Source organism: Cellulomonas sp. zg-ZUI22, assembly GCF_017353535.1.
Lineage (GTDB): Bacteria > Actinomycetota > Actinomycetes > Actinomycetales > Cellulomonadaceae > Cellulomonas > Cellulomonas wangleii.
The window spans coordinates 924,988-947,650 of the sequence record NZ_JAFMUZ010000001.1; the positions used below are offsets into that span (position 1 = coordinate 924,988).

Consider the following 22,663-nt stretch of genomic DNA (forward strand, 5'->3'; position numbering starts at 1 on the left):
GTGGTGCGGTGGGCGTCGGACGGGTGGTGCGGGTGGTTCAGGGTGCAGGTGGTGCCCGGTGCGCGGTCGGTTCTCCGGGGAGGCTACCGGGCGGTCGGCGGCGGACGGTGGGGGCCGTGCCGGCGTCGTCCGGCGCGTCGGCCTGCGCGTCCTGCCGCGCGTCCTGCTGCGCGTCACCGGCCGCCGTGCGGGCGGGCACGCGCGCGAGCGCCACGGTCACGTTGTCGTGCCCGCCGCTCGCGTTGGCCCACGCGACCAGGTCGCGGGACAGGGCCAGCGGGTCGTCGCCGACCCGCCCCGCGGCGTCGCGCAGCAGGTCCGCGACGACCTCGGGGGCGGACGCGTAGTTCCACAGCCCGTCCGAGCACGCGAGCACCCAGCCCGGTCCGCCGGGGCGGGTGGCGACGGTGCGGGCCGTGGCGTCCTCGGCGTCCGCGCCGAGCCAGCGGGTGATCGCGTGCGCCTGCGGCGAGCGCTCGGCCGCGGCGCGGGACATGCCGTCGGCCATGAGCTCGGCTGCCACCGAGTCGTCCTCGGTCAGCTGCTCCGGTGTGCCCGCGTCGGGGAGCCAGTACACCCGGGAGTCGCCCAGCCAGCCCGCGACCAGCAGGCCCGGCCCGGCCACCACGGCCGCGAACGTGCACGACGGCGGGTCCTGCCGGGCGGTGGCGTCGTCGACGGCGGCACGGGCGGCGTCGTCCGCGGCGTGACCCGCGGCCACCAGCAGGCGTGACCAGGCGGCGGCGTCGTCGGCGGGGACGTGCGCGGCACCGGCCACCAGGGTGTCCCGGGCCGCGGTCGCGGCGGCCTGGCTGGCGACGTCGGAGTCGGGTGCGGAGGACACGCCGTCGCACACCACCAGCACGCTCACGCCCTCGCCCGGCGACGAGCCCACGGCCTGCCCGTCCGCCGCGCCCGGGTCGGGCCCCGGGACGGTGCCGAGCGCGAGCGCGTCCTCGTTGCGGCGCCGGCGCACGCCGACGTCGCTGACGCCCGCGACGTGCGGCGCGGCCCGCTCCTCGCGGTGGTCGCGCTCGACGGGGGCGCGGGCACCGCACTGCGCGCAGTACCCGTCGTCGGCGACGTCCCCGCCGCACGCGGGGCACGGTGACGCACCGTCCGCGGCGGTGCCGGCCGGGGAGGTCCCCTCCGGGGAGCCGCCGGGGGACAGGGGAGCGGACGACGTGGGTGCGGACGACGCGGGGTCGCCGGACGTGGGTCCGGACGACGCGGGGTCGCCGGACGCGGGACCGGGGTCCGTGCTGCCGGCGTCGGCGCTGCCGGGGCCGGCCGGGTCCGCACCGTTCGGTCCGGCGCCGTGCGCGGCCGCGAGCGGTGCCCCGCACGCCTCGCAGAAGCGCGCACCGGCGCCCGCGGCCTCGCCGCACGCGGGGCACACGACGGCCGTCCCCGTGCCGCTCACCACGCCGTCCACCGGCGCACCCGGTTGGCGCGGTCGACGAGGGCGACGCGCGCGGCGTGGTCGGCCGTGAGACCGGCCTGCTCGCGGTAGGCCGCCTCCAGGGCGTCCGTCACGCCGTCCTGGGTGGCCGGCGCGCCGTCCAGGGTCACGCCGGGCGCCGTGGCGCCGCGGCGCACCGTGGCCAGCGCGGTCGACAGCACGTCCACCCGCAGGGCCGCGCGCTCGGCGGGCTCGAGCGGCACCGAGCGCACGGACTCGAGCGCGGCGGCGAGGGCGGGCAGGTCGTCCCGCGAGCGGGCCAGGATCCGTGCCCGCATCAGCCGTGCCTGCGGGTAGGAGCTGCGGGTGGGCGTCACCAGGTCGAGCGCGGCCAGCGCGTCGTCGAGGTGCAGGGACGCGATCCGCAGCCGCGCGAGGCCGAACGCGGCCGGTGCCGTGTAGTTCGCGTCGGCGTAGGCGCAGGTGGCGTAGAGCTGCTCGGCGATGCCGGGCTCACCCGACAGCTCGCAGGCCACGGCCAGCGCCAGCTTGGGCGCCAGCTCGCCCGGCACCTGCCCGTACACCGCGTTGAACGACGCGCGCGCGGCGACCGGGTCACCCGTCGCGAGCTGCGCCAGCCCCTGGATCCACACGGCGCGCCACTCCCACGGGTCGTCGGCGAGGATCGCCTCCACGGCCGCCGTGACGACGTCCGGGCGTCCCGCCTCGATCGCCGTGGTCGCCCGCAGCAGGCGGACCTCGACCGTGTCCTCCGGGGCGCCCGCGAGGGCGGCGAGCCGCTGCTCCGCGTCCACCACGTTCACACCGGCGAGCCACCCGGCCGCCGGGTCGTCGGGGTCGACCTTCAGGGCGGGCAGCTCGTCCCACGCCAGGGCCCGCTCCGCGTGGTCGGTGACGGGCGGCTCGAACAGCACCGACGCGACGCTCGTCAGCGGCGGGTCGCCCGCCCCGCGGTCGGCCGCGACCACCTCGCGCAGCACGCCCAGCACCTGCGCGCGCATCTCGTCGACCGACCCGAACCGGTCGGAGGGGTCGGGGGCGCACGCCTTGGCGAGCAGCCGGTAGAAGGAGTCGTACCGCGCGAAGACGGGGGTCTGGTCGACCGGGGGCAGCGCCGCCACGTAGGTGGTCGTGTTGCCGCGGAAGTCCAGCACCAGCGTCGCCAGCGTCCGGCCGATCGTGTAGACGTCGGACGCGACCGACGGCCCGTCGACCGGCACCTCGGGCGCCTGGTAGCCCACCGTGCCGTAGATCGCGGAGTCGTCGTCGTCGATGCGGCGCACGCCGCCCATGTCGATGAGCTTGAGGGCGTCCCCGGCCTGGATGACGTTGTCGGGCTTGAAGTCGCAGTACAGCAGGCCCAGGTCGTGCAGGTACGCGAACGCGGGCAGCACCTCGAGGACGAACGCGAGGGCCTGGTCGACCGGCAGCGGGTCGACGTGGCCCACGGCCTCGCGGCGGTCGGTGAGCAGCTCCTTCAGGGAGCGCCCGCCGACGAACTCCATGACGGTGTACCCGTCGCCGTCGTGCTGCACGAAGTTGTAGATCTCGACGATCAGCGGGTGCTCGACGCGTGCGAGGAACTGCCGCTCGGAGATCGCGGCGGCCACCGCGTCGGGGTCGCCGCTGTTGAGCAGGCCCTTGAGCACCACCCAGCGGCCCGACACGTTGCGGTCCCGTGCCAGGTAGATCCAGCCCATGCCGCCGTGCGCGAGGCACCCCGCGACCTCGTACTGTCCGCCCACGAGCGTGCCGGGTGCCAGGCGCGGGTCGAAGTCGAAGCGGGCGCCGCACGAGGGGCAGAACCCCTGGGTGCGGGCGGGGACGCCCTCGCGGCCCCGCCCGACGGGCTCGCCGCACGCCGCGCAGAACCGCTTGCGCTCCGGCACCTGCGGGTCGGCCATGACCGCCTGCAGCGGGTCCGCCACGGGCGCGGGCGGCACGGTCGTCAGCCCGGCGCCCAGCCGGGCGCGGCGCAGCCGCGTCGAGGACGTGCCGAGCCGGCGGGTCGCGCGCGAGCCCGTCGCCACCGTGCGTGCCGAGCCGAGGGCGGCCGACGCCAGCCGGGTCGAGCTGGTGCGCCCGGTGCGCGTGGACCGCTCGGCCGCACCGTCGTCACCGGCCCCGGGGGTCGGGACGCCGGGGGCGATGCCCGTGCCCAGCATCGACGACGGGGTGGGGGCCGCGGGCGCGCCGGCGGCCGGCGGTGTCGTCGTGCCGGTCACCGTGGACGTGGCACCGCTGGGGGCGGGCGACCCGCACAGGTCGCACCAGCCGTCCTCGTACGTCCCCGTGCAGCCGGGCTCGCGGCAGGCGGTCGCGCTGGTCATCGGGCTCCTCCCGGTCCGCCCGGCAACGGCCGGACGAGGTGCTCGTACTGCTCGACGAGGGCGCGGGCGAGCGCCACGTCGCAGGGGGTCGTCTCCACGGCGGTGCGGGCCTCGTCGTGCCCGGCGCGCACCGTGGGGGACGCGTCGCGGCCGTTCGACGCCGCGGTCGCCGTGGCGCGTCCGAGGCGGTAGCGCAGCTCGGCGCGCTCGCGCAGCGGGCTGCTGTACGCGTCCTGCGCGGCGTCCAGGGCCCGGCGCACCGCGTCGAGGCGGGCGACGTAGGCGTCCAGCGCCTCGCGCTGCTCGGGCACGGGGCCCAGCCGTGACACGTCGGGCACCGCGAGCCGCGGCGGGTGCGCGACCTCGTGCCGGCACCGCTCGGCCAGCGCGTGCAGCGCGGGCTCGCGGGCCTCCAGCGCGGCGGCCGTGGCCAGCGCGTCCGCGCGGGCACGTGCCACCGAGCGGCGCTGCGACACGGCGACCATGAGGTCGCGCTCGGTGTGGGCGGTGCGGGTCTCGAGCTCGGCGAGCGGCCCCGTGACGTCACCGCCGCGGGCGGCCTGCGCGGACAGGCGCTGCTCCCGCTCCCGCAGGGCGGCCACGCGCTCGTGGGCGGCCGCGTCGGAGCCGGCCAGGTCCTCGGCGCGCACGAGCGCCGCGCGCACGCCGCGCAGGCGGGCCACGACGTCCGCGGTGTCCGGGTCGAACGCGAGGCGGGTGCGCAGGGCCGAGACCATCGCGTCGCACAGCGTCAGCGCCTCGGGCAGCGACACCGGCGCCGCACCTGCCCGCGTGTCGACGCGGCCCCACAGCAGCTGCGACATGCGCTCGCGCTCGACCTCGGTGACGCGCCCGCCGTCCCACACCGCCAGCAGCTCGTCGGCGCGGGTCCGCACCGACTGCCACACCGACAGCGCCAGCACCACGTCCGGGGTGTACCGCTCGGACTCGGCCGTCGCCTGCGCCGCCGTGTCCAGCGCGTCGAGCCGCGTGCGCCGGTCGTCGAGCCACGTCAGCAGCCCGTCGAGGTACGTCATGAGGTCGCGCGCACCGATCGCCTCGCCCAGCCGCCCCGGGGCGACGGGCGCGACGACGTCGGCGGACGCGGCAGCCATGGCGGTCGCCGTCACGACCGTCCGTACACGGACGCGGGCGGCGCGGGCGCCGGGCCGAGGGCCTCGCCCAGCCAGCGGTCGTACAGGAGCGCCCAGGTGCCGTCGGCCTTCATGCCGTCGAGCACGGCGTTGACGAACCGGACCATGTCCACCTGGTCGGCGGGCACGCCCAGGCCGTACGGCTCGGCGCTGAAGGCGTCGCCGACGACCCGCGCGTACGGGTCCTGCGCGACGAAGCCCGCCAGCACGGTGTCGTCCCCGGTGATGGCGTCGACGCGGCCCTGCTGGAACAGCGCCAGGCACGCGGAGTGGGTGCGTGCGCCCACGGGCTCGACGTCGTACTCGTCCAGCCGCTCGAGCGTCGTCGTGCCCTCGGGTGCGCACACCCGCTGCCCGGCGAGGTCCTCGATTCCCGTGGCGTCGGACTCGGTGCTGACCAGCACCTTCTGCCCGGCCGTGAAGTACTCGGCGGAGAACGCGATGTCCGCCCAGCGCTCGCAGTTCATGGTGAACGCGCGCGCGACCAGGTCGACCTCGTGGTCGACCAGCACGGGGATCCGGTCGCCCGCCGTGATGACGCGGAACCGGATCGCGTCCGCGTCACCGAGGACCGCCCACGCGATCTGCCGGGCGACGTCGATGTCGAAGCCCTCGATCTGCCCCGTGAACGGGTTGCGGGCGCCCATGCGCAGGGTGTCCGCCGAGACGCCGACGAGCAGGTACCCGCGGGAGCGGATCGCGTCCATCGTGGACCCGGGCGCGATCTGGGTGCCGGCGTCCGGGGCGTAGGAGGTCGTGGCGTCCGTGCAGTCGTCGGCGGCGGGGACCACGGCGGCCGGGGCAGGCTCTGCGGCGGCCGGGATCACGGCCGTGCCGCCGGGCGGCACCTGTCCCGAGCAGGCGCCCACGAGCGCGACGACGAGCCCGACGGCCGCGACCAGCGCACCACGGCGCCGGGCGCCGGACGTGCCCCGGCGCGCACCCGCGGGGGCGGTGTGACGTGTGCTCATCGGTACTCCTCCCGTCGGGCGCGCAGCCCGGTCCACGCGGCGACCGCACCGCCCACGCCGAGCGCGGCCAGCAGCCACCCCACCCAGCCGGCCCCGCCGCCGAGGCCGTCCGCGACGTCCGCGCTGCCGGCGTCCACCGCGGTGTCCAACGCACCGGAGAGCTCGTCGAACAGCGCGGGGGGTGCTGTCGGGTCGTCGCTGGTGACCAGCGCGACGGCACCGTCCCAGTCGCCCGCGTCGTCCAGCGCACGGACCTCCTGGTGGCCCGCGACCCAGGCGTCGAGGCGCTCGACCAGCAGCCGGTCGAGCCGGCCGCCGTCGCCCTGCAGCGCCGCGCGCGCCCGGTCGACGTTCTCGACGAACGACTCCTCGTAGGCCGCGCCCGACCCGCGGCGGATCAGCGTGAACGCCTCCATCGAGCGGGCGTCGTTGACCAGCGCGAACGCCTGCGACGCCGCGACCGTCGCCGCGTACGGCCCGCTGTACGTGCGGCCCGCCGCCGCGGACGTCCCGCCCAGCGTGACGCCACCGACGGCACCCACGACCAGCACGGCCACCGTCGCACCGACCAGACCCGGGTTGAACGTGCGGTGCGTGCGGCGGGCGACCCACACCTGCACCGAGACCAGCGCGAGCAGGGCGAGCACCACCACCCCGATCAGCAGGGGAGTGGACGTGCGGACGGTCGAGAGCTCCGCGTCGACGCGGTCCTGCTCGGCCGCCACGAGCTCGTCGAGCGTGGGGACGATGTCCTCGCGCAGCACCGTCGAGGCCTCCTCGAGGTACGCCGAGGCGACGGGGAAGCCCTGCCGGTTGTTGGCCCGTGCCTGCTCGACCAGGCCGGTGTACGTGGTGAGGTCCGCCGAGACCTGCGCCAGCGCGTCGGCGCCCTGCGTCCCGCTCGCGGCCAGCAGCGTGAGGGCCTGCGCCCCGGCGTCGAGCGACGCGTCGTACGACCGGCGCAGGTCGGTGGGCTCCAGCCCGCCGACGAGGAACGCGGTGGTCGCCGCGGCGTCGGCCGCCACGAGCTGGTTGCGGGCGTCCTGCAGCCCGACGAGCTGGGCGGCGGCGTCGCTCATCTGGGCGACGGCGGCCTGCTGGCTCGTCGTGACGCCCAGCGCGAGCAGCCCCGTCAGGGCGGTGACGACGGCGGCGAGCGCACCCCACAGGCGCAGCCCGCCCGGGGTGGACCGCACGCCGCTCGTGGGGAGGTCCGGCGCGGGCGCCGTGCCCGGCGCGGCCGGCGGGCTCGAGGTGGGAGGCACGACGGTCGTGGTCACGCGGGCTCCTCGGAGGGCTGGGCCGGGGTGCGGGGGGCGGTCAGGTCGGGCGTGGTCAGGTCCGGCGTGGGCAGGTCGTGCGCCGGGGTCCCGGGGGCGGTCAGGTCGGCGTCGGGTGCCGGCAGGTCGGGGGCGACGTCCTCCACGTCGGTCGCGAGGTCCGCCGGCAGCAGCGTGCGCAGCTGCTCGACCGTCGGCTGCTCGACGTCCCGCAGCCGCCAGGCGTGCCGCAGCACGGCGCGGTCCAGCAGGTTGCGCGCGAACCGGCCGTTGCCGAAGCCCTCGTGCCGCGGCTGGGCGGCGACGATCTGCTCGACCAGGTCGAGCGCCTCGGGGGACGGGACGAAGTCGGCCTTGCGGGCCGCGAGCGCGAAGATCTCCCGCAGCTGCGCGTCGGTGTAGTCGTCGAACCCGATCGTGGTGGCGAACCGGCTCTCGAGCCCCGGGTTGGTGGCGAGGAACCGCGCCATCGGCAGCGGGTAGCCCGCCACGATGACCACGAGCTCGTCGCGGTGGTCCTCCATGTCCTTGACCAGGGTGTTCACGGCCTCGGCGCCGTACTGGTCCTCCGCCAGGGAGTACGCCTCGTCGATGAACAGGACCCCGCCGAGTGCCCGGGCCACGACCTCGGTGGTCTTGGTCGCGGTCTGCCCCAGGTAGCCGGCGACCAGCTCGGAGCGGTCGACCTCGACCAGGTGCCCGCTGCTCAGCAGGCCCAGCGCGCGGTACAGCCCGGCGACGAGCCGCGCGACCGTCGTCTTGCCGGTGCCGGGGTTGCCGACGAACACCAGGTGCCGGGTCAGCGACGGGCTGGTCAGACCGGCGTCGGCGCGCAGCCGCTCGACGCGCAGCACCTGCGCCTGCTGGCGGATCTCGCGCTTGACGCCGTCGAGCCCGACCAGCGCCTCGAGCTCGGCGAGCAGCTCGTCGAACGTCTTGGCGGGCGCCGCGTCCTCGGGGGCCGCGGGAGCGCTCGCGTCCGGGGACGCGGGGCCGGGACGGCCGCCCGCCGGGGGCGCGGGGACGGGACGGTCGCTCGTGGGCGAGGGGGTACGTCCGACCTCGTCCCCGCCGAGAGGTCGGTCCGGCCCCGGGGCCCCGGGTGCGGTGGGGGCGGCGCTCGCCGCCGCGCGCTGCACCGCCGCCGTGACCGAGGCCGCGGCGACGACCTGGAGGTCCGGGACCCCGAGGTCGCAGGCCGCGGACGCGACGCCCGCGAGCGCCTCGGCGTAGCCGGCCGCGTGCGCGGAGCCCGTGGCGACGAGCGACGTGAGCACGTCCGTCGGCGCGTGCCGCCACCGCCGCGCGGACGACGCGGCACGGAAGAACTCCGTCAGGTCGTCCCCACGGCCCACGGCCGCGAGCCACGCCGGCCCGGCACCCGTGACGGACTCCGCCACGGCCGCGGCCAGGCGCTCGCCCTCGTCGCGCACCGCCGCCGTGCCCAGCCCGGCCGCGCGGCCCGCGGCGACGAGCGCGTCCAGCGCGCCCGGCAGGCTCTGCGTCGTGCCCGTCACGAGCCCTCCGTCCCGCCCGCACCGGGCACGTCCAGCGACGACCGGCCGAACTTCTCGGCCAGGAACTGCCCGTGCGCCACGAGCGCCTGCGCGTCGGAGCGGTACACGGCGTCGGAGATCTTCTCCAGCGTCATGGCCAGCAGGTCCAGCTGGTCGCACAGCAGCATGAGCGAGGTCTTGCCGCGGGACACCACGCGCCGGTCGGCGAAGTCGCGCGGCAGCCGCAGGTAGCCGTCGACGGCCTCGGGCAGGTAGCTCGTGGCCGTCGCCACCACCGTGTACGCCTGCCGGTCGCCCACACCGAACCGGTCGAGCCGCGGCACCATGTCCTCGACCGTGCCCGTGATGCGGTGCACGCGGGCCGTCACCGCCGCGGGCACGCGGCCCTCGATCGACGCCTCGACGTCACGCACGGCGGTCGCGATCTGCTCGGCCGTCGGGACCGGGTCCGCCTCGATCTCCACGACGTGCCGCGGGGCGCGGCCGAACAGGCGCGCGACGAGGTCACCCAGCGCGCTCACGTGCGGCTCACCTCCCCGGTCGTGTCGATCAGCGCAGGCCCAGGTCGAGCGACCCGCTCGCGGCCTCGGTGTGGTCCGAGCGCGAGACACGGTCCAGGTACTGCTTGGCCTTCGCCGTCTCCGTCTCCAGCACGCCGACGGTCTGCGCCATCGAGTCCAGCGCCTGCACCTTGAACGTGTCGATCGAGTCCATCGCCGCGAAGATGTCCGAGAACGACTGCTGCAGCTGCGGCAGCCCGATCGTCGCGCTCGCGGCCTGCTGCTGGATGACCACCGACTGCTCGCGCAGCAGCTTCGACGTCGACGCGATCATGTTCGACGTCGTCGAGTTCAGCGCCGTGATCTGGTCGAGCACCAGCTTCTGGTTGTTCAGCGCCTGCGCGACGAGCACGGCGGTGCGCAGCGCCGAGACCGTGGTCGTCGTCGCCCGGTCGACGCCCTTGATGAGCTCGAGGTTGTTCTTGATGATGATGTCGATCGCCAGGTACCCCTGGATCGACACCGCGAGCTGCGTCAGCAGGTCCTGGTGCTTCTGGCGGACGTAGAACAGCACGTCCTCGCGCAGCGCCCTCGCGCGCTCGGGCTCCGCGACGTCGAGCTGGGCGATCTTGGCGGACAGCTGGGTGTCCAGCGAGCTCGCGACGTAGATGTACTGGTTGAGCCGGCCCATCGTGTCCCAGAGGTTCTGCTTCTCCAGGTTCAGCGCGGCGTTGTCCTTGCGCAGCTCGTCCTGGCCCCGGTACAGCGCCTTGACGATCGCGTCGATCTGCTTCTGCGAGCTCTCGTACCGGCGGAAGTAGTCGGTGACCGAGTCCCCGAACGGCAGGATGCCGAGGAACTTGCGGCCGACGGACTTCTCGGACGGGTCGAGGTCCTCGACGGTGCGGCGCAGGTCCAGCAGGGACCTGCTCACCTGCGACGTGCCGGAGACGCCGCCCTCGCGCAGCTCGCGCACGGGCACCTGCAGCAGGCGGCTGGACGTGTCCGCGGCCTGCCGGATGTCGGAGTCGCCCATGAGGCGCACGTCGTCGGCCTTCGCCGCGAACTCCGGGGAGCCGGCCTGCGCGCTGTCGAGGCTCGCCAGGTACGCCCCGACCTTGGCGTCGAGACCGGGCAGCGCGGCGGGGTCCACGCGCGGGGCCATCGCCGGGGCGTCGTGCGTGGCGACGGGCGCGACCGGGGCCGGTGCCTCGAGCGCGAACGCACCGCTCGGAGCAGGGGGCTGCAGGGGCGTCGGCTCGGTCATCGGCGGTCCTTCCGGAGGCGCTGGCGGCGCGGCGGCCGTCGGACGGTGACGGACCTGGTCACGGTACCGGAACGCCCGGCTGTGCAGACCAGAACGCCCGGGCCGTGGTCACAGTTCCACCCTGGCGTCAGACCGGTCCCGCGCCGACTACCGCAGGATGTTCGCGAGCTCCTCGCGCGAGTGCACGCCGAGCTTGGCGAACACCCGGGACAGGTGGGAGTCCACCGTCCGCGTCGAGAGCACGAGCCGCTGCGCGATCGCGCGGCTGGTCATGCCGCCGGCCGCCAGCGAGGCGATCTCCTGCTCACGCGCGGTGAGCGCCACGGGTGCTCCCAGCGGCGGCAGCCACAGGCCCCGGCGGTTCAGCTCGCGCTCGGCGATGCGCGCGAGGTCCGTGTCCTGCGCGGACATCGCCTCGACGTGCGCCACGAGCGCCGCGCAGCGCTCGCCGTCGCACACGGCACCGAGCTCCCGCACACGGGTGACGAGCACCGGGTCCGGCAGGCCGCCCGTGCGTCGCGTCGCGTCGAGCCAGCGGTGCAGCGCCTCGAGCTCGACGCGTGCGGCGCCGCGCTCGCGGGCCCAGCGGGCGACCGCGCGGGCCTCGGTGACCAGGTCAGGGCTGCGCAACCAGCCCAGGGCGTCGAGGCGACGCACCCGCACGTCGCCCTCCATCGCGCGGGCCGAGCCCTCGGCGGTGCGCGCGGCCTGCTCCAGCAGGTCCCGTGCCGTGGCGGTGTCGCCGCATGCCGCCGCGGCGGTGGCCTCCGCCGTGAGCGAGTACCGCGCCAGCCCGGTCAGGTCGGTCTCGTCGAAGCGTGCACGGGCCGTCGCCAGGTGCGTGCGCGCCTCGCTCCACGACCCCTCGGCGATCGCGAGCAGACCGAACGCCGCGTGCACGGTCGACCACTCGACCGTGATCGGCTCGTCGTCGGACGTCGGTGCCAGCGAGGCCCGGACCGCCTCGATCTCGCCGGACCACAGGAGCGTGAAGAACAGCGCGACGAGCACCTCGCCACGCCCCCAGCGGTGGTGGTCCTGGTGCGCCGTGGCGATCTCCGCGAACCGCGTGCACACCGCGAACCCCTGGTGCAGGCGCCCGCTCTCGCCCAGCGCCATCGCGGTCGGCGGCGCCAGCGACACGCGACGTGCCGGGTGGGCGCCGCCCTCCAGTGCGGCCAGGGCCGCGTCCAGGGTGTCGAGCCGGCCCGCGTAGCCGAGCCGGATGAGCCGGGTCACCTCGACCTCGTCACGCCACCGCAGCACCGGCAGCACGGGGTCCGCCTCCTGGAGCGGGCGCACGATCCCGTCCAGCACGGCCAGCGCGCGGTCCACGTCGCCCAGGCGCCGGTGGGCCACGAGCGTGGCCATGTCCGCCACGTGCAGCAGCAGGGAGGCCGTCTCGACGTCGAACGGGCCGGGCGCGAGCAGCTCGGCCGCGCGTGAGAAGTCACGCTCCGCCTCGGCGAGCTGCGTGAGCATGACGCGCGCGTTGCCCCGCAGGGTGTGCAGGCGCGCCGCGAGGGGCCCTTCGGGGGCGGAGGCCAGGGCGCCGGTGGCGAGCATCACGACCGAGTCGTACTGGTGGATCGCGAACGCCGCCTCCAGCGCCTGCTGGACCCGTGCGGCCGGCACGTCCATGCCCAGGTCGATCGCCAGGGCCACCGAGCGGATCAGCGACCCGGCGGCCACGCCGTGGGCGACGGGGGCGTCCAGCGACCGCTGCAGCAGCTCGCGCTGCCGGGACGCGGGGATCCAGGCACGTGCGACCTCCGCGTACGCGGGCGTCGTCAGGTCCACGACACGCACCGTGCCGCCCGTGACGGTCGGCGCGGTCGTCGTGGTGACCACACCGGCCAGCACGAGCTCGTCGACGGCCGCGGCCGGCACCAGGTCGAGCAGCACCTCGAGCGCGATCGGGCAGACCACCGCGCAGACCTCGAGCGCGGACCGCCCCTGCGGGCTGACGCCCTGCAGGTCCAGCTCGGTCAGGTCCAGCATCCGCGACTGCGAGGTCGCCCCGCCGCGCCACACCCAGACGCCGTTGCTCAGGCCGAGCGCCTCCGACACCAGCGCGTCGTGCACGGCCTCGCGCAGCCGCATCGCGCTGCCGCCCGACGCACGCCACAGCCGGTGGGTGGTGTCGGCCGTGACCAGGCCCCCCAGCTCGGCCACCAGCCAGCGCTCGGCGGTCTCCCGCGTCAGCGGCCCGACGTCGAGACGCTCGACGACGTCGTCCTTCCACAGCGCGGCCCACGGCGCGCGGGCCGCCCAGCTCAGGCGCAGCGTCGCGACGACCTGCACGGTGCCCTGCCGCACGAGCCACTCGAGCGCGCGTGCCGAGGCGTCGTCCAGGTGGTGGGCGTCCTCGACCCGCAGCACCAGCCGGCCGTCGCCCCGGCGGCGCCCGATCCCCGAGGCGAGGGCGTCCAGGGTCGCCGCGAGGTCCCCGAAGGCCTCGTCCGGGTCGTCCAGGAGCGGCTCGAGCGCGCCGAGCGGCAGCGCGTCGTGCGTCCCGGTCCCGCTGATGTGGACGATCGTCAGGTCGTCGTGCGCCGTGCTCAGCCGGTCCAGGGCGCGGGCCACCGCCTGGGTCTTGCCGGTGCCGGCGTCGCCGACGACCAGGACGCTGCGCCCGGCGCCCAGGGAGTCCACCAGGCGCTCGACCATGGCCGGGTTCATGACGGAGGCGGGCGCCGCCGTGGGCGTGGTCGTCGTCGGGGTCGTGGGGGCCGGTCGCTGCGTGGGGACGGAGGCCGAGGTCGCCCGCGTCCGTCCCGCGCGCGCGCGTGCGTCGGACGTGGTCATAGCGCCTCCGGGCGGTTCGTGCGGGGGTCGAACGTCTCGTCAGCGTCGCACCGGGTCGCAGGGGGTCCGACAGCTGAGACGGGTAAGTGCGACGAAGCGGTGCCGACCGCTCGGGAGGGTCGCGAGGTTCACCCCACCGGGGGTCCCCCGTACGGCCGCTGTCGACGCGCTTGCGGAACCTCGGTAGCGATTACCGATGTCCGCGGGTCACCCGCCTGCCTAGCCTCACGACGACCCGCGACGGACCGGACCGGACCCACCGAGCGGCGGCGACCTCACGATCGAGAGAAGGACCCACCTGTGCCCACCTACACCGCGCCCGGCGTGTACGTCGAGGAGATCCCCTCGTCCCAGAAGGTGCTGACCTCGGCGCCCACCGCCGTGACGGCCTTCGTGGGCTTCACCGCGTCGGCACCCACCGACGACCCGGCCGACCCGCAGGGCCTGGCCCCGCGGCTGGTGACCAGCTGGACCCAGTACGAGGCGCTGTACGGCGGGTTCGTCGAGGGCGCGATGCTGCCGCTGTCGGTGTACGGCTACTTCCTCAACGGCGGCACGCAGGCGTACATCGTCCGCGTCCCCCACGCGGAGCCGTCGGGCAGGCCGGCGACGCTCGAGCTGCCCGCGGCGGACCGCGCGCTGGGGCTGCCCGTCGCCGTCGAGTCGGTCGAGCCCGACGCGCAGCTGTCCGTCGCGGTGCGCAGCGACGACGCCCCCGAGGACCTCGAGGGCCCGACGACGTTCACGCTGACCGTCCTCGACGGTGGCGAGGTCGTCGAGGAGCACCCGGGCCTCAGCCTGGGCGGCCCGCGCGACGCCGCCACCGTGGTCAACAAGACGTCCACGAAGGTGAAGCTGGAGATCCGCCTCGACGAGGCGACCGACCTGTCCAGCCAGCTCGAGCTGCTGCGCCCCGGCACCTACGACCTGCAGCAGGCCGAGCCGGTCAAGGTGCCGGTCACGGGCCGCAAGTTCGCCGGCTCGGAGGCCGCCCGCACGGGCATCAACGGCCTGGCGATCGCCGAGGACGTCACGATCGTGGCGGTCCCCGACCTGGTCACCGCCGCGACGCGCGAGGACGGCACGCTCGACCTCGGGCTGTGGAAGGCCGTGCAGACGGCCCTCATCGCGCACTGCGAGCAGCACGCCAACCGCATGGCGCTGCTCGACGCGCCCCCCGGGATGACGCCCCAGCAGGTCAAGGAGTGGCGCTCCGAGGTCGCGCAGTACGACTCGGCGTTCGCGACCATGTACTACCCGTGGATCAAGGTCGAGAACCCCCTCGGCTCGGGCGCGTCGGCGGAGATCGTCGTCCCGCCGTCGGGGCACGTCGCCGGCGTGTGGGCCCGCACCGACGAGACGCGCGGCGTGTGGAAGGCCCCGGCCAACGACACGATCCGCGGCGTCCTGGACGTCGAGCGCACCGTGTCGCAGACCGAGCAGGGCTTCCTCAACCCGGTCGGCGTCAACGCGATCCGCCCGTTCGGCACCCGCGGCATCCGCATCTGGGGCGCCCGGACCCTCACGTCGGACACCGACTGGCAGTACGTCAACGTGCGCCGCCTGTTCAACATGGTCGAGTCGACGATCCTCGAGGGCACCCAGTGGGCCGTCTTCGAGCCGAACGACGTGACCCTGTGGGAGGGCGTCAAGCGGACCCTCACCGGGTACCTGCACGGTCTGTGGCAGTCCGGCGCGCTGTTCGGGTCCACCGCCGAGCAGGCGTTCTTCGTCCGCTGCGACGAGACCACCAACACCCCGGAGTCCATCGACGCCGGCCGCCTCGTCGTCGAGGTCGGGCTCGCGCCCGTCAAGCCCGCGGAGTTCGTCGTGTTCCGCATCAGCCAGAACAAGCAGAGCGCGGCCTGACGGCCCGAGCCCGCCCCCCACCACCACAGGAGCACCCCATGGCAAGCAGCGGCACCGGCCTGTTCAGCGCCGACCCGATCGTCTCCCAGAACTTCTTCCTCGAGATCGACGGGCAGGTCGTCTCGGCCCTCATCTCGGTGTCCGGCCTCGACGTCGAGGTCGGCGTCGGCAAGGTCACCCAGATCGGCGCGGACGGCAAGAAGCAGCAGGTCAAGTTCCTCGGCCAGACCGTCGAGGTGCCGGACCTGCAGCTCACCCGCGTCGCCCCCGGCGACGTCACCAACGACCCGCTGTGGAAGTGGTTCAAGGCCGTGCGCGACGGCGGTCTGAGCGGGTCGCGCGACACCAACCGCAAGAACGGCTCCGTCGTGCTCTACGACGCCGGCGCCAAGGAGGTCGCGCGGTTCAACTTCTTCAACGGCTGGCCCAGCAAGATCTCGACCGACCAGCTCTCGGTCGACGGGTCGGACGCCATCAAGGAGACCGTCTCGCTGGTCATCGAGCGCCTCGAGAGGGTCAAGTGACCCTGCGCACCCGGTACGAGTTCACGCTCCCTCGCGGGTACGTCGACCGCGAGGGGGCGCTGCACCGGCAGGGCGTCATGCGCCTGGCGACGGCGCGCGACGAGCTCGAGCCGCTGCGCGACCCCACGATCAGCGGCCCGGACGACCCGCGGCTGACCGTCGTGGTGCTCGCGCGGGTCGTCGAGCGCCTGGGGGCGCTGGAGCTGGTGACGACGCACGAGATCGAGGGCCTGTTCGCCGCCGACCTGGCGTACCTGCAGGACTTCTACGGCGTCATCAACTTCGGCACCCCCGCCGAGGTCGAGGAGTTCCTGGCCGGCCAGGACGACGTGGCCGCCGTGGCCCCCGCGGCGCCCGCCGCCGTCGAGGAGCCGACCCCGGCCGCCGACGTCCCGGACGCGGGCTTCGTGCCGTCCGCGCGTCCGGCGCGCTCGGCGATCGAGGAGCTCCCGGCCGAGACCCGGTGAGCGGACGGTGCTGCGCTACCCGGTCGACGCGGTCTGGCAGGAGATCGCCTACCTGGCGTACCACCTGCACTGGCCGCTCGACGACCTGCTGGACCTCGAGCACCTCGACCGGGTCCGCATGGTGCGGGCGGTCGCGGCGATGAACGAGCAGGCGTGGGAGGCGGTGCGCGACAGTGTCTGAGCAGACGCCCCTGGGCGGTGGTGTGCCGACGACGTCCGGCAGGTTCCTGCTGGAGGTCGACGGCGTGGAGATCGGCACGTTCCGCGAGGTGCAGGGCCTGCGCCTCGACGTCGACGTCGTCGAGCACGTCGAGGGCGGCCAGAACGGGTACGTGCACCAGCTGCCGGGTGTGATGCGCTGGCCGCACCTGGTGTTCACGCGCGGCATGGTGCAGTCCGACGCGCTCTTCGGCTGGGTGCAGCGGTCGTCCGGGCAGGGCTTCGCCGGCAACGGCGACACCCTCACGCGTGCCACCGGCGCCGTGACCGTCCTCGACGACCGGGGCAACCGCATGCGCTCGTGGGAGCTCGACGGCGTCTTCGCCGTGAGCTGGACGGGCCCGGCGCTGTCCGCCGACTCCGACGCACCCCTGACCGAGTCCCTCGAGGTCGCGCACCACGGGTTCCGCGCGGTGACGCGGTGACGGGCCCGGGCGCTCCGCGGCCGACCCCGGCGACCCCGCTGGGCGCCGCCGTCGCGCAGCGGTGGCGGCGGCCCGGCCCCGTCGGCCGGGCGCGCCCCGCCGCGATCGGGTCGCTCGCGTCCGCCGCCGTGCGGTTCGCGGCCGGCACCGGACGCCCCGTGGCCGTGCGGCGCGCGCTCGCGGGCCCCGCCGCCGCGCCCGCCCCGGTCCGCGTGGTCGACGACGTGCGTCCGCCCCGCTGGTGGTCGCCCGGCCTGGCCGCCGAGCGTCGGGCACGCGCCGCGCAGGACGCCGGCGTCGTCGCCGCTCTCGGTGGCCGCCCGCGTGGCCTGCCGCGTTCGGCGGACCGGCTGCCCGACGAGCGCGGCCACCGCCCCGGCGCGGTCCAGGCACGCCTCGCGCCGCGTGTGGTGCCGATGCGCCTGCCCGACGCGGTCCGCGCGGTCGGCACCATGACCACACCCTCCGACGTCGCCCCACGACGCCGGACCGCCCGGGGCCGCCCGGGGCCGACCACGGCGCCGCAGCAGCCGTCTCCCGGCCGTCCCGCGCCGGGCGCTGCGGCGCCGACGAGCCCGACGGTCCCCGGCAGCGCCGCTGCCCCCTCCGGACGCCCCGGTCCCGGGGGTGCGCTGGTGCGCCGCCAGGTCCACGCGGGTGCCGCGGTGCGCCGCCACGCGGCTGCGCGCGCCGAGCGCGCGTCCGAGGTCGCGCGCCGGTCCGTCACCGAGCGGACTGCAACCGAGCGGACTGCGACCGAGCGGACTGCAACTGAGCGCCCTGCGACCGAGCGCCCTGCGACCGGGCGCACCGCGACCGAGCGCACCGCCGCCGACGGCACCGCGGGCCCCGCCGCGCGGGAGCCCGGGCGGCCTCCCGCCGCCGGCGCGAGGCCGGAGCGACCCCTCGCCGACCGACCCCTCGCCGGGGGTGCGGGTGCGACGGGCGGGCCGACCGGGTCGCCCGCGCCCGCCCACTCATCCCCGGGCGCCGGCGAGCAGCCCGGACGGGTCGGGACGCTGCACCGACCTCTCGCGGGACCCCGCGCCGGCGCGGTGCGCCACCCGGCAGCCGGTCTGCCGACCGCGACGGCTGCCCTCGCCGGGCCCGTGCGCCGCGCCGCGCTGGCGCTGCGCGGGCCGCGCGACCTCGACGTGCGTGTCTCCGTCCCCGGCACGACCCTCTCGGGTCGCGGGCCCGTCGCCGCGGTGCGGCGGTGGGCTGCGGAGACCCGCTCCACGACGGCATCCGACCGGACCGGCCTGCCGGTGCCGGCGTGGCCCGCTGCGGTCGGGTCTCCGGCGTCACCGTCCGCCGCGGGGGCCCCGGGCCGTCGCGACCCCGCCCTGCCCCCGGCGTCGGGCGCCGTCGACCGCGGACGCGTCCTGACGGGTCGCCCGGGCGTGCCCGGATCCCTGGCGGGCTCGTCCGACGCAGGCTCCCTGGCCACCGCGTCGGCGATGCCCGGCGCGCACGGCACCGGCCCGGTCGCGTCCGGGCGCAGCGCCGGGCGGGTGCCGGGCGCCGGCCACCGGCGCGGCCTCGTGCGGCGCTCGGCCGGGCTCGGCACGGGTGCGCCCGCGCTGCCTGTCGGGCGTCACGGCACCGCCGCCCACCCCTCCCTGCGGGCGGCCACCCGCACACCGGCCACCGGCGCCCGGGCAGGAGCCCGTCCCGTCGGGCCCGTCGCCCCGGGCGTCGCCCCGGCAGCCGGACCGGCCGTCGGGTCGCGCCCCGCCGCGGGCGCCCAGGACGTGCAGCCGAGCACCGTGCGCCGGTCGGTCGCCCCCGCAGCACCGGCCGTCGCCGCCGCTGCCCGCGCCTCGCAGGCCGCGACCCACGTCATGGTGCCGGCCGCTGCCTCGCGGCCGGGCGGACCGGCGCGACCCGGCTCGACGGGACCCGGCTCGGCGCAACCCGGTTCGACGGGACCCGGTTCGGTGGGACCCGGCGCGGCACCCGTCCCGACGTCCCGTGCCGCGACGCCCGCGTCGGCACCGCCTGCCGCGACGCCCGCGTCGGCACCGCCTTCCGCGACGCCCGCGTCGGCACCGGCGACCGCGAGGTCCGTCGCGGCTCCGCTCGCCGCGGCCTCCGCCGCACCGCGCGCGACGTCCGCACCGGCCCGTGCCACACCCGTCGGCACCGGCGGCGACCCGCACGGGCACGCCGGGTCGGCACCCCGACCGGCGCCCACCGGAGGAGCGGTGCGACGCTCCGTCGTGCGCGCCGGCGGTCCGGCGGCTCGCACGCCCGCTGTCGCGTCGCTGCGGGGGGCCGGGGAGCTCGCCCGTGCGGTCCAGCCCGTCGGGGTCCGCGCCACCGCGCCCGCCGGCGCGCTGCGCACGGCCGTCGCCGCACCGGCGCTCCCCGCCGTCGCGCGCCGGGGCAGCGGGTCGGCCGCCGCGCTCCTCGCGTCCGGTGGCGGCCCCGGGCGCGCCGGGGCACCGGTCCCCGGGCTCGGGACGTCCGTCGCCCCGCTCGGCGCGCCGAGCACCCCCCGCGGTCGGGGACTGACCGGCGTACCGGCGGTCCCCGCGGTCGCGCACCCGACGTCGCACGGGGCACGGAGCCGCGTGCCCACCGGTCGCGCAGCGGCGGGTGGCCCGTCGACGTCCGGGGCGCACGCGACTGTCGCCGGCGCCCTCACACCCGCCCCGGCGTTCGCCGCGGCGGGCGTCGTCCGACGCCTGACGGTGCTGCCGCCGCGCACGGTCGTGCGCCACGACCCCGTCACCGCACCGCCCACGGCACCCGCGTCCGGCGGGCTCCCGCCCGCGGCCACCCGCGGCGCGCCCGGTGCCGCCCCTGCCACCCCCGCCTCGGCCGCGGGCGCCACCGTCGTCCGGCGGTGGCTGCCGCCGGCCGGCCAGGAGAGGACCCCCGTGCACGACGAGGTACGCCCACCCCACGCGGACGTCGAGCGCCGGCTGCGCGCCGAGCTGACGTCGTGGCTGGAGCACGAGCTCGACGACCGCGTCGTGCGGCTCGTCGAGGAACGGCTGGCCGAGCAGGACGAGAGGCGCACCTGGCGCCGGACGCGGGAGGTCTTCTCATGACGGCGACGACGGCCCCGGTCAAGGCGTTCCTCGAGATCGAGGGCGGGCAGAAGGTGCCCTGCCTGTTCAACCCGGCGCAGCTGCAGCTCACGCGGGAGAACCACTGGGTGGGCGACCCGCGCCCGGGCCGCGGCGTGCCCCGGCTGCGGTACGCCGGGTCGTCGTCCGGCGTGCTCAGCGTCGACCTGTTCTTCGACACCACGCACGACGGCACCGACGTCACCCGGCACACCGGGCGCCTGCTGGAGCTCATGGAGGTCGACCCGTCGCTGCCGGGCGCGGACGAGGCCACCGGCAACGTCCGCCCGCCGACGGTCACGTTCCACTGGGGCGACCTGCACTCGTTCACGGCGGTGGTCGCGGCCCTCGAGCTGACGTTCACGTACTTCTCCGCGTCGGGGACCCCGCTGCGGGCCCGGGCGGGGCTGGAGCTGCGGCAGTACGAGCCGTCGCGCGCGTTCGGCCCGCAGAACCCCACGTCGGGCACGCCCCAGCCGCACCGCGTCCACCGGGTGCAGGCCGGCGAGACGCTGGACCGCATCGCCGCGCAGCACTACGGCGACCCGACGCGGTGGCGTGCGCTCGCGCAGGCCAACGGCATCGACGACCCGCTGGACCTGCGCCCCGGCACCGTCCTGTCCGTCCCGCGGGGTGACGCGTGAGCACGGACGTCGGGACCGCCCGGCTCAACCCGCTCGCGCACACGTCGTTCGACGTGCGCCTCGGCGGGCGCGCGCTGGGCGTCACGGAGCTCGGCGACCTGCTCGACGTGCGGGTGCAGCGCGGCGTGCGGACCGTCGGCCGGGCGTCGCTGACGTTCGTCGACCGCGGGTACCGGCTGGTGACCTCGCGCCTCGCGATCGGGCAGGACGTCGAGGTGCGCGTCGACGGCACGGCCCTGTTCACCGGGACCGTCACGGCGCTGGGCACCCGCGCGGACGACCGCGGCAGCACCACCACCGTCACGGCCCACGACGGCGCGTACGCGCTGACCACCGACGCGGGGGTGGTGGCGCGCGCCAACGTCGACGCCTCCCAGGTGGTCGCCGAGCTGGCCCGCGCGGCCCGTCTGACCGTCCAGGGCTGGCCGGTCGCGCGCACCGAGCCGTGGCACCTGCAGGCGGACTCGCCGCTCGGGCTGGTCGACGAGCTCGCGGTCGCCTCCGGGCTCGACTGGGTGGTCGACGGCACGACGCTGCGCGTGTGGCGGCGGGCCGACGGCACGGCGTCCGGGTCGCGCCGTCCGCGCCTGACGGTCGGCGTGGACCTCGAGGAGCTGTCAGCGCGCCAGGTGGGACGTCCCGACGCGACGTACGTCGTGCAGGGCTGGGACGCCGCGACCACGACGTCCGTGCGCGCCACCGCCGACGCACCGGCGCCGCGCGCCGGGTTCACCGCCCGGGTGGACGCCGGGGGCGCCACGCCGCAGATCCAGGTCGGCGGGCTGCAGGTGCGTTCCGCCGAGGAGGCGCGGGTGCGCGCGCAGGCCGTGGCCGCCCGGCACGGCCGCGTCGAGGCGCAGGGGCGCGGCCCGCTGCTGCCCGAGGTCGTGCCCGGTGGTGAGGTCGAGGTCGTCGAGGGCGGCCCCCTCGACGGCACGTACTACGTGCAGGAGGTCGAGCACCGGTTCGACGGTCGCGCCTCGCGCACGACGTTCGTCGCGGGCGACCGTGAGCCGGTCCGCCTGGGCGGCGCCACGGGGGAGCGGGCCGTGCGGTCCGCGCGGCACACCGGGCTCGTCGTCGCGACCGTCAACAGCACCGACGACCCGGACCGCCTGGGTCGCGTGCGCGTCACGTTCGTGACCGCGTCGGACCGCACGTCGTCCGACTGGGCCCGCGTGCTCGCGCCCGGCGGCGGCAGCGCGGGCGGCATGGTCCTGCAGCACGAGCCGGGGGACGAGGTGCTCGTCGCGTTCGAGGGCGGCGACGTCAGCCGGCCGGTCGTGCTGGGCGGGCTGCACTCCGCGCAGGCGCTGCCGCCGCAGACCGTGCGCGCCCAGGGTGGTCCGCGCGTGCGGGCCCTGCACTCGCGCCACGGTCAGCGCCTCGTCCTGGGCGACGGCGAGTCGGGTGACGACGCGTACGTCGAGCTCGCGCTGGGCGCCGCCGGTCACGGGCTGCGGATCTCGCAGCAGCGGGCGGTCCTCGAGGTGGGGCAGGTCCCGCTGCGCATCGTCGCCGGGTCGTCGTCGATCGAGCTGGACGGCACGGGCAAGGTCACCGTGCGCGGCACCGACGTCGCGGTGCAGGCGGACAACGAGCTACGGCTGAAGGGCACGACCGTGAGGATCGAGGGCACCGCCAAGGTCGACGTCACGGGCGCGCAGGTCGCGCTCAAGGCCAGCGGCACCGCCGAGGTCTCCGCGTCGGGGCCGACGAAGGTCGTGGGCAACCCGGTGGCGATCAACTGATGAGCGACCTCCAGCACCCCTCGGCGCGCATGACGGCGGCCGCGGACTTCGTCGGCCGCGGCTTCGCCTGGCCCTTCGCGGTCGACCACACCGGGTCGATCGCCATGACCGACGGGACCGGTGACGTCGAGGACGCCATGCGTGTCGTCCTGCTCACGGCCCCCGGCGAGCGGCTCATGCGCCCCGCGTTCGGGTGCCGCATCTGGGACCTGCTCTTCGAGCCGATCACCCCGAACCTCGTCGGGCTGGTGCGCCAGGCCGTGCGCGACGCGCTGGCCCAGTGGGAGCCGCGCGTGGACGTCGAGGACGTGCGTCCCGTGCAGGACCCGGGCGAGTCCGGCCTGCTCCACATCCAGATCGACTACCGCGTCCGGTCCACCAACGACCGCCGCAACCTGGTCTTCCCCTTCTACGTGATCCCCCGCGAGGACTCCTGA

At 76.5% G+C, this 22,663-nt stretch carries 18 protein-coding genes; 9 read left to right on the forward strand and 9 right to left on the reverse strand.

The genetic code is table 11. The features are described 5' to 3' along the window. Positions 1–37 precede the first annotated feature (37 nt). From J1G43_RS18895 to J1G43_RS04320, 9 genes are all read right to left on the reverse strand, one after another. Positions 38–1,423 (reverse strand): protein phosphatase 2C domain-containing protein, encoded by a 1,386-nt coding sequence (locus J1G43_RS18895; RefSeq protein WP_307859470.1) that lies wholly within the window; start codon positions 1,421–1,423, stop codon positions 38–40. Next, positions 1,420–3,753: a serine/threonine-protein kinase gene (locus tag J1G43_RS04285; protein WP_207339450.1), complete on the reverse strand. Its 2,334-nt coding sequence runs from the start codon at positions 3,751–3,753 to the stop codon at positions 1,420–1,422. The genes J1G43_RS18895 and J1G43_RS04285 overlap by 4 nt, the downstream gene beginning before the upstream one ends. Next, a complete protein-coding gene (locus J1G43_RS04290; RefSeq protein WP_207339449.1) occupies positions 3,750–4,883 on the reverse strand; it encodes a hypothetical protein in 1,134 nt (377 codons plus the stop codon). Before J1G43_RS04290 ends, J1G43_RS04285 begins: the two co-directional genes overlap by 4 nt. Then, entirely contained in the window at positions 4,880–5,878 is a 999-nt protein-coding gene (locus tag J1G43_RS04295) for a glutamate ABC transporter substrate-binding protein (RefSeq protein ID WP_207370063.1), read from the reverse strand. The genes J1G43_RS04290 and J1G43_RS04295 overlap by 4 nt, the downstream gene beginning before the upstream one ends. Continuing rightward, positions 5,875–7,158 carry a hypothetical protein gene (locus tag J1G43_RS04300; RefSeq protein WP_207339447.1) on the reverse strand — a complete coding sequence of 428 codons (1,284 nt, stop codon included), beginning with the start codon at positions 7,156–7,158 and terminating at the stop codon, positions 5,875–5,877. The genes J1G43_RS04295 and J1G43_RS04300 overlap by 4 nt, the downstream gene beginning before the upstream one ends. Beyond that, the gene (locus J1G43_RS04305) at positions 7,155–8,675 is read right to left on the reverse strand and encodes an AAA family ATPase (protein ID WP_207339446.1); all 1,521 of its coding nucleotides are present in this window, start codon (positions 8,673–8,675) and stop codon (positions 7,155–7,157) included. The genes J1G43_RS04300 and J1G43_RS04305 overlap by 4 nt, the downstream gene beginning before the upstream one ends. Beyond that, on the reverse strand, positions 8,672–9,196 hold the full coding sequence (locus J1G43_RS04310) for a hypothetical protein (RefSeq protein ID WP_207339445.1): 525 nt from the start codon (positions 9,194–9,196) through the stop codon (positions 8,672–8,674). The genes J1G43_RS04305 and J1G43_RS04310 overlap by 4 nt, the downstream gene beginning before the upstream one ends. A gap of 28 nt (positions 9,197–9,224) precedes the next feature. Then, entirely contained in the window at positions 9,225–10,442 is a 1,218-nt protein-coding gene (locus J1G43_RS04315; protein WP_207378024.1) for a toxic anion resistance protein, read from the reverse strand. A gap of 147 nt (positions 10,443–10,589) precedes the next feature. Next, complete coding sequence (locus J1G43_RS04320; RefSeq protein WP_207378025.1) at positions 10,590–13,250, reverse strand: LuxR C-terminal-related transcriptional regulator; 2,661 nt, start codon at positions 13,248–13,250, stop codon at positions 10,590–10,592. 300 nt (positions 13,251–13,550) lie between these two features. Between J1G43_RS04320 and J1G43_RS04325 the strand changes: the two genes are divergently transcribed. From J1G43_RS04325 to J1G43_RS04365, 9 genes are all read left to right on the forward strand, one after another. Beyond that, positions 13,551–15,119 carry a phage tail sheath subtilisin-like domain-containing protein gene (locus tag J1G43_RS04325; RefSeq protein ID WP_207339442.1) on the forward strand — a complete coding sequence of 523 codons (1,569 nt, stop codon included), beginning with the start codon at positions 13,551–13,553 and terminating at the stop codon, positions 15,117–15,119. 38 nt (positions 15,120–15,157) lie between these two features. Next, positions 15,158–15,643, forward strand: a complete 486-nt coding sequence (locus tag J1G43_RS04330; protein WP_207339441.1) for a phage tail protein — start codon at positions 15,158–15,160, stop codon at positions 15,641–15,643. Next, positions 15,640–16,110: a hypothetical protein gene (locus J1G43_RS04335; RefSeq protein ID WP_207339440.1), complete on the forward strand. Its 471-nt coding sequence runs from the start codon at positions 15,640–15,642 to the stop codon at positions 16,108–16,110. The genes J1G43_RS04330 and J1G43_RS04335 overlap by 4 nt, the downstream gene beginning before the upstream one ends. 7 nt (positions 16,111–16,117) lie before the next feature. Beyond that, a complete protein-coding gene (locus J1G43_RS04340) occupies positions 16,118–16,291 on the forward strand; it encodes a DUF6760 family protein (protein WP_207339439.1) in 174 nt (57 codons plus the stop codon). After that, positions 16,284–16,754 carry a phage tail protein gene (locus J1G43_RS04345; RefSeq protein ID WP_249670629.1) on the forward strand — a complete coding sequence of 157 codons (471 nt, stop codon included), beginning with the start codon at positions 16,284–16,286 and terminating at the stop codon, positions 16,752–16,754. Before J1G43_RS04340 ends, J1G43_RS04345 begins: the two co-directional genes overlap by 8 nt. A gap of 2,207 nt (positions 16,755–18,961) precedes the next feature. Then, positions 18,962–19,813, forward strand: a complete 852-nt coding sequence (locus J1G43_RS04350) for a hypothetical protein (RefSeq protein ID WP_207378026.1) — start codon at positions 18,962–18,964, stop codon at positions 19,811–19,813. After that, complete coding sequence (locus J1G43_RS04355) at positions 19,810–20,475, forward strand: LysM peptidoglycan-binding domain-containing protein (RefSeq protein WP_207339437.1); 666 nt, start codon at positions 19,810–19,812, stop codon at positions 20,473–20,475. Before J1G43_RS04350 ends, J1G43_RS04355 begins: the two co-directional genes overlap by 4 nt. Beyond that, a complete protein-coding gene (locus J1G43_RS19545) occupies positions 20,472–22,226 on the forward strand; it encodes a phage baseplate assembly protein V (RefSeq protein WP_207378027.1) in 1,755 nt (584 codons plus the stop codon). Before J1G43_RS04355 ends, J1G43_RS19545 begins: the two co-directional genes overlap by 4 nt. Continuing rightward, positions 22,226–22,663: a GPW/gp25 family protein gene (locus J1G43_RS04365; RefSeq protein ID WP_242635201.1), complete on the forward strand. Its 438-nt coding sequence runs from the start codon at positions 22,226–22,228 to the stop codon at positions 22,661–22,663. Before J1G43_RS19545 ends, J1G43_RS04365 begins: the two co-directional genes overlap by 1 nt.

Bases quoted from the DNA above. Each gene is read 5' to 3' on its own strand.
- J1G43_RS04285 (WP_207339450.1), bottom strand. From the start codon at position 3,753: ATGACCAGCGCGACCGCCTGCCGCGAGCCCGGCTGCACGGGGACGTAC.
- J1G43_RS04295 (WP_207370063.1), bottom strand. From the start codon at position 5,878: ATGAGCACACGTCACACCGCCCCCGCGGGTGCGCGCCGGGGCACGTCC.
- J1G43_RS04315 (WP_207378024.1), bottom strand. From the start codon at position 10,442: ATGACCGAGCCGACGCCCCTGCAGCCCCCTGCTCCGAGCGGTGCGTTC.
- J1G43_RS04320 (WP_207378025.1), bottom strand. From the start codon at position 13,250: ATGACCACGTCCGACGCACGCGCGCGCGCGGGACGGACGCGGGCGACC.
- J1G43_RS04330 (WP_207339441.1), top strand. From the start codon at position 15,158: ATGGCAAGCAGCGGCACCGGCCTGTTCAGCGCCGACCCGATCGTCTCC.
- J1G43_RS04355 (WP_207339437.1), top strand. From the start codon at position 19,810: ATGACGGCGACGACGGCCCCGGTCAAGGCGTTCCTCGAGATCGAGGGC.
- J1G43_RS04365 (WP_242635201.1), top strand. From the start codon at position 22,226: ATGAGCGACCTCCAGCACCCCTCGGCGCGCATGACGGCGGCCGCGGAC.